General features: G+C 35.7%; 6 protein-coding genes. 2 read left to right on the top strand and 4 right to left on the bottom strand.

Features of this window, described 5'->3' with window-relative positions; all coding sequences use genetic code 11:
- Nucleotides 1-154 precede the first annotated feature (154 nt).
- Nucleotides 155-1375: a PepSY domain-containing protein gene (locus tag Q0L68_RS14000; protein ID WP_296704337.1), complete on the bottom strand. Its 1221-nt coding sequence runs from the start codon at nucleotides 1373-1375 to the stop codon at nucleotides 155-157.
- 192 nt (nucleotides 1376-1567) lie between these two features.
- Here Q0L68_RS14000 and Q0L68_RS13995 point away from each other — a divergent pair, with 192 nt between their 5' ends.
- Nucleotides 1568-2335, top strand: a complete 768-nt coding sequence (locus tag Q0L68_RS13995) for a DUF6503 family protein (protein WP_296704335.1) — start codon at nucleotides 1568-1570, stop codon at nucleotides 2333-2335.
- On the opposite strand, the gene Q0L68_RS13990 is transcribed toward Q0L68_RS13995, so the two are convergent.
- The 3 genes from Q0L68_RS13990 to Q0L68_RS13980 form a co-directional block, all read right to left on the bottom strand.
- A complete protein-coding gene (locus Q0L68_RS13990; RefSeq protein WP_296704333.1) occupies nucleotides 2332-3192 on the bottom strand; it encodes a transglutaminase family protein in 861 nt (286 codons plus the stop codon). The genes Q0L68_RS13995 and Q0L68_RS13990 overlap by 4 nt on opposite strands.
- A 134-nt stretch (nucleotides 3193-3326) precedes the next feature.
- The gene (locus tag Q0L68_RS13985) at nucleotides 3327-4313 is read right to left on the bottom strand and encodes an alpha-E domain-containing protein (protein WP_296704331.1); all 987 of its coding nucleotides are present in this window, start codon (nucleotides 4311-4313) and stop codon (nucleotides 3327-3329) included.
- 8 nt (nucleotides 4314-4321) lie between these two features.
- Nucleotides 4322-5749, bottom strand: a complete 1428-nt coding sequence (locus tag Q0L68_RS13980; RefSeq protein WP_296704328.1) for a circularly permuted type 2 ATP-grasp protein — start codon at nucleotides 5747-5749, stop codon at nucleotides 4322-4324.
- Between the two features lie 299 nt (nucleotides 5750-6048).
- Between Q0L68_RS13980 and Q0L68_RS13975 the strand changes: the two genes are divergently transcribed.
- Nucleotides 6049-6909, top strand: an 861-nt coding sequence (locus Q0L68_RS13975; RefSeq protein ID WP_296704325.1) for a YitT family protein, incomplete at its 3' end; no start/stop codon positions are given.

Here is a 6909-nt window from a genome sequence, read left to right as displayed (position 1 = left end):
CTTTTCTTGAGCCTGAACAGCAAAAAAATTAATGACTAAAAAGATGAAGGAAAAAAAATTCTTCATGTGGTGGATTGTTTTGAACTCAAGTTAGCCTTTTGAACTCAGGAAAAGACATGAACTCACAAAGAAATCTTAACCACTTTTGAAGAAGTTAAGCCATTTCTAAATTCCTTTTTTCCACTGGCTTTTTCTTAGAAGTTTTCTTTTTCTTCTTATTGAGCCAAATCAGTGTACCTGAAATAGGAAGACTGGTCGCGATCAAACAGGCTATAAACCAAATAAACTTTGTGAACTGTCCAAAAATATCTCCTGTGTGAAGTGATTTGACTGATCGGCCAACTTGCTGTCTAAACGGTAGCTCTGAAAATAGATTGGCCTCCACTACTTCCATCGAGTTAGGATTTATTTTAACTTGATCTGAACCCGATCTTGCAAAAAATCCTGTTTTGTATTTACTCACAGTTACCAGTTCTGTCTGATTTTCAGGAAGGGAAATTCTATAAATCCCTTTGTAAGGCAAGACTTTATTTGAAGCTTCCATTATTTCATCCAGGGTATAAATTTCACTGGAAGATATTATTAACGGTTTTGGCTCTTCAAGGACTTCTGATTTTTCATTTGGATCTCTATAAGTATCCCATGTTTTTTGCCACCCTTCTCTATACCATTGAAAAGACCAAAATGGGCCAGTTGCTCCCATCAAAAGCAAAAAAATCAATGAATAAAAAGCCAAGGTATTGTGTAAATCATGATTGACTCTCTTCCAATTAGCATTCCATTTCACTTTTAATCCCTGTTTCCAGTTTTTAACCTTTTTTGGAACCCACAGAACAATACCTGTAATAACTCCTAAGGTAAATAGTAAAGTGGCAATGCCGTTAATTAATCTCCCAAGATCCCGATTAGACATGCTCTCCAAAATTGGTGCTTCAATTCTATCTAGCATTAACCAGCGATGCAGACTAAACATATAGCCCATGAATTCTGCCGCTGAAGTTTTCACACTTGCATCACCCAATACCTCAGCAGAATATGGATTGATAAAATAAGTCGTCCCTCTCCCCTTTTCTTCCTCTTTTTTCAGAGTAAACTGCACACTTTGGTAAGGATCATTATTCCAGTTAACACCCACTACTTTTGAATCTAGTTTTGATTCTAAAATCAATTTTAAATCTTCAGCTAGGAGTCGAGATCCTGATTTTTCAACTTGATAGAGTTCTGGATTTGACAATTCCCTGATCTCGGAATTGTAAACATAGATGGTCCCACTTAAACAGACTGCTATTACTATAATCCCTGAAATCAATCCTGCATACAGGTGGATCTCATTTGCAATGTTTCTTATTGATTTCCAAATAGTAGATAAATTCATAATTGGCTTAATAGGTCAATAGGTTGAGTGCAACTCGTGTTTTTCGTTACGATTGCCAAAAATAATAATCCTAATTGTTATTTAGACTAATTCCATTTAATTTTTTATAAAAAAATTCTGACTAAAGGATTACTTATGGATTAATGGACTATTTATTTTACTTTGTCCTCCCCTAATTCACTTTATTTCTATATGAAATCTTCCTATTCAATCCTTATTTTATTTTCAATCTTACTCTTCAGTTCCTGTTCAGAATCCTCAGTAAAAGAAATTCCCGAGGTCAGCCCAGAGTATAAAGAGTTATTAGATGCTCATGGTGACTGGTCAAAGTGGATTCGTGCGAAAGCAATGAGTTATTCAATGATCCATGAAACTAACCTCACCCAGGAAAATTACTTTGTTAATTTAGATTCTCGCAAAATAAGGCTGGATGCTTCGAATTTTTCAATTGGTAAAGATGAGGAAGGGACTTGGGTAAGCCCTTCCAGAGATGCTTTTGGAGGCACTTCAATTGATTTCTATCATAATTTGTATTTCTACTTTTATTCTATTCCATATGTTTTCACAGATCCCGGAATCACCGTATCCCAAGTAGAAAATAAGATGCTGAATGGAGTTTCATATAAAACACTTCAAGCTACCATGAGTCCTGAAAATGGAAAGTCTCCGGATGACCAATATTTCATGTTATTAAATCCGGAAACAGGAAGATTGGAATACTTACTATATACAGTGACATACTTTGGAAATTCCTCTCCTTCATTTAGCGCGTTGAAATATGATGATTACAGAAACGCTGATGGGTTGTTTTTCCCCAGGATCTTAACGGGCTACAACTTTGAAAACGATTCTACGAAAGGGATAAAATATCAGGTCAGTTTTGCCGATATTCTTTTGCTGGATGAACCTTTTGATGATTCTATTTTTGAAAAACCAGATTCAGGAGTTTACGCAAATTAACTTTCAATAAGTTTGATTTGAACATTCGTAGTCAGTGTTGAATTTCCCAATCCAGAAAAAGAACCCTGAACTGGAGAAGCCAATTTTGGTTTGGCATGAGCGGCCAAAGGGATATAACGATGGTCAGTCAATAAGCCAAGACTTGGATCCAGCCCAATCCACCCTGCTCCTGGAAGAAAAACTTCCAACCAAGCATGTAACTCATGCCCATCATTTAATTCAGGATTGAAAGCATATCCACTAATGAATCTTGAAGCAAGTCCCAAATTCCCAAGGATATTCATAAGCATCCATGCCAAATCCCTGCATGAACCCTTTTTTGAATTAAATGTAAATCTAGGTTCCCAAATATCTTCCTCATGCCTAATAATGTGATCCCATCTTTCTTTTATTGCCGATGTAATTCTTACCAAAAACCCTATTAAATCATAGCTGCCCTTCCAACAATGAGATATTAAATTCTGGAATTCCTCCACTCTATCATCAAAAATAAAATAAGAAACTAAATTCTTTTCCAATCCCGAATAGTTGAATCTTGGATAAGGGCTGTTTTCAAAAGATTGAATAAACTGATCATCTACCAGAAAAGTAAAAGGATTAAAACTCTTTAGTTCTAACCCCAGACTACTTGTAATTTTTAAGGAATTAGTGAGGTCGGAAAACCAAATCAAAGAATAAAAATTTCCAGATAAATCTTGTCTGGAACTTTGATTTTCAGGCAAGGGGTCGATTAGCATGCTTTGTTCGGCTATTTCAAAATGAAGCCTATACTGAGGCATTAAATAAAGGTGATGAACACCTAAGAAAACCTGATTTTCATAAGTATACTCAGTGATATGTTGAACTTGTAACCGCATTTAGATTTTTCTTGGATTTCTTCGAAAAGTATTTTTAGCATTACCTGATTTTCAGATAATGATTTAGGGTCATTGCCATAATAAAAACTTCAAATTGATCTAAGTCCTAACCTTCAGAAAAATCAATCTCTATTTTACGATTGTTCACTTGTTTGAGACTGTTGTATCACGTTATCTTTTATTTTAAAGAAATTATCATTCACGTGATTTGAAATGTGATTGATTTTCAACTGTAAGCTATCTAGATATTCATGCAAACCTATGTTGATAATCTCTCCTACTTCAGCGAATTCCAATTTGGATCGAAGTTCTCCCAATGCTTTTTCAGCTGAATTCTGAAATCCACCCGCAGTATTGCCTGAAATATTAAGTAAACATTTTTCAGCTTCTTTAATACAATAGTAAATAGATCTTGGGAAATATTTATTCAGAACTAAAAACTCCACTACACCAGCAGGATCAATGTTTCCATAAAGCCTTCTGTAAGAATTAAATCCCGTCACAGATTTCAATAATGCCATCCAATGGAGGAAATCCAAAGGCGTGCCCACTTCTTCCGGAGATGGCAATAAAATATGGTATTTCACATCTAAAATCCGGGATGTTTGATCCGCTCTCTCAAGGAATTGTCCAAGTTGTCTAAAAAACCATCCTTCAATCCTAGCAACTGTATTATCAGCAATTCCATAAATAAGTAAAATCTGGTTCTTGATTTTTTCAAAAAACACTCTTGGATCTTCCTTTTTCCAGATTTTTTTTTCGGCTCCATGCTTAATCATATAATAGAGCTCATTGACTTCTTCCCAAGTTTCTTTACTTAGATTTTCTCGTATGATACGAGCATTTTCCCTTGCTTGATTAATGGAATTGATCATCGAATTAGGATTCTTCTCATCAAAAGACAAAAAGAATAAAACCTGATCGCGAGAGAAAGTTTTATGCGTCTCTAAATATGCATTCAAATCACCCGTCGCTGCTATCAACGGTTGCCACTGTTCCTTGAGATCCATTGGAAGATCCTGCATCAAATTAAAATTCACATCAATAAAACGAGCATAGTTTTCTGCTCTCTCCAGGTATCTCCCCAGCCAATAAATATGATTTGCTACTCTACTTAGCATAAATTTTTTTAGTTATATAATACCCAAGTGTCTTTACTTCCACCTCCCTGTGAACTATTCACTACAAGAGATCCTTTTTTGAGAGCAACGCGGGTTAATGCGCCAGGAATTACTTCAATATTCTCTCCATACAAAATATAAGGTCTCAAATCCACATGTCTTCCTACCACTCCCTCATCAGTAAGACTTGGAACTGTCGACAAGGATAGTGTAGGTTGAGCGATATAATTTGTTGGGTTATTCTTAATAAGTATTTTGAAATGCTCGTGCTCTTCTTTGGTTGACTTAGGGCCTATCAGCATACCATATCCTCCGGCAGCATTGGTCTCCTTCACAACCAAATTATGAATATTATCAAGTACATATTTTCTATCCTCTTCTTCTCTACATAAATAAGTAGGGACATTATTAAGGATCGGATCTTCGTTTAAATAATATTTTATGATTTTAGGAACATAGGCATAGACAGCTTTATCATCTGCCACGCCAGTTCCTGGAGCATTTGCCAATCCAATATTTCCTGCCTTATATGCTTCAAAAATCCCTGGAACACCCAACATAGATTCTGGATTGAATACCAAAGGATCTAAAAAGGTGTCGTCGATTCTTCGATAAATTACATCGATCTGCTGCAAACCCTTTGTTGTTTGCATATACACTTTTTTATTTTCAACTATCAAATCAACCCCACTGACTAATTCAACTCCCATTTGTAGAGCCAAATAAGAGTGTTCGAAATAGGCAGAATTATAAATACCAGGGGTAAGAACTCCTACAACAGGTTTTGCTTTGCCACTAATATTCTGCAACATCTTTAGAAGCTTTGCAGGGTAATCAGAGACGGGCATTACTCCTTTCTGGATAAACAAATCAGGATATACTCTCTTAATTATTTCCCTACTTTCTAACATATAGGAAACACCTGAAGGACATCGGAGATTATCTTCTAAAATATAATACTCTCCATTTTTATCCCTGACCAAATCGGTCCCCGTGATATGGCACCAAATACCTTTTGGAGGAGTCAAACCGATACAAGGCTTTAAATAATCCTTACTTTTTAATATCAATTCAGCAGGGACTATTCCATCTTTTAATATCTTCTGATCATTGTAAATATCTTGAAGAAATAAATTCAATGCATAGACCCGTTGTTTAAGTCCCGCTTCCAATTTTTTCCATTCAGCGTTGGAAATGATCCTAGGTATAATATCCAAGTGAAGGATTTTTTCCATCCCCTGGTTATCATGATAAACATTAAATGTCATTCCCATCGCTAATTGGGTCTTATTAGCGGAGAATTGGAGATGCTTCATTTTTTTTGCAGAAGCTTTATCCAAAAAATTGAAAAAACCTTCGTAATGAGGACGAACTTTTCCTTCCGAAGTAAACATTTCGTCAAAATGTTCCCCCGCACTATATCCATCTGTTTTCATTAAAAACTCACTTTAAAATTTGAGGTTAAATAAGATAGGTTAAAATAGATAAAAGTCAAATTTATTCACATTATCTGATCATTTTTTTACCATTTCTATTTTACAGAAAGTAAATACACAATAAAAAGATCAATTTTTTAACTAATTGAAATATTTTGAATCCTTAGTAAAATTTCATATTTGAATTTGTTCTCTAATAATTTATTCTGATTTACTCTTTGCTATGGTAACCAAAAAATAGTCAGAATCCTTACTTGAAACTACTTTTTATCCACTTATTAAAAGCTTTATTTTACAATATGAATCATCAAACCGTTTTGACTGAAAAGCAGAGTATAATTTCAAGGTTGACTGCCTGGAATACCTGGAAAGATTTTCTCTTTATTTCCATTGGTATATGCATGGCAAGTATTGGATTGAAAGGATTCCTTCTGCCGAATGGTTTTTTTGATGGTGGTGCCATGGGAATGTCACTTTTGTTGGAAATTTTGACTCCGGTCAACCTTTCCGTTCTGATCGTTTTGGTCAACATACCATTTATACTTCTTGGAGCCCGGCAGTTTTCTTTGGCTTTTGCCATCAAATCGAGCCTGGCAATTTTTGGTTTGGCACTTTTGGTGCATTATATAGAAGTGCCTACTATCACAGCGGATAAATTGTTGATTGCGGTTTTCGGAGGTTTTTTCCTAGGAACAGGAATTGGTTTTGCCATTCGAGGAGGAGCTGTGATTGATGGCACGGAAGTTTTGGCAATCTCCGTCAGCCGGAAATCCAGCCTGACTGTTGGTGATTTTATCACCATTTTCAATGTGTTTCTTTTTGCCCTAGCGGCAGTCCTTGTCAATCTGGAAACAGCCATGTATTCCATGCTGACCTATATTTCAGCTTCAAAAACCGTTGACTTCTTTATCAATGGAGTAGAAGAATACCTCGGTGTGATGATCATGTCTCCCCAAAATGAAGACATCAAGCAAATGATCTCTTTTGATTTAGGCCGTGGTGTCACTGTTTTAAAATCTGACGGAGGCTATGGAGACAAAGCAAAACAGCTCCCTGATCGTAAAGTGCTCTTTTGTGTAATCACTAGGTTGGAGGTAACACGATTATTGACCGCAATCGAAAAAATAGATCCCAAAGCTTTTGTGATTCAATACCCCATT

Source organism: Algoriphagus sp., from assembly GCF_024642405.1.
GTDB lineage: Bacteria > Bacteroidota > Bacteroidia > Cytophagales > Cyclobacteriaceae > Algoriphagus.
This window is presented reverse-complemented; position numbering and strand designations above follow the sequence as displayed.

Coding starts and splice junctions, on each gene's coding strand:
- Q0L68_RS14000 (WP_296704337.1), bottom strand. CDS start 1,375: ATGAATTTATCTACTATTTGGAAATCAATAAGAAACATTGCAAATGAG.
- Q0L68_RS13995 (WP_296704335.1), top strand. CDS start 1,568: ATGAAATCTTCCTATTCAATCCTTATTTTATTTTCAATCTTACTCTTC.
- Q0L68_RS13990 (WP_296704333.1), bottom strand. CDS start 3,192: ATGCGGTTACAAGTTCAACATATCACTGAGTATACTTATGAAAATCAG.
- Q0L68_RS13985 (WP_296704331.1), bottom strand. CDS start 4,313: ATGCTAAGTAGAGTAGCAAATCATATTTATTGGCTGGGGAGATACCTG.
- Q0L68_RS13980 (WP_296704328.1), bottom strand. CDS start 5,749: ATGAAAACAGATGGATATAGTGCGGGGGAACATTTTGACGAAATGTTT.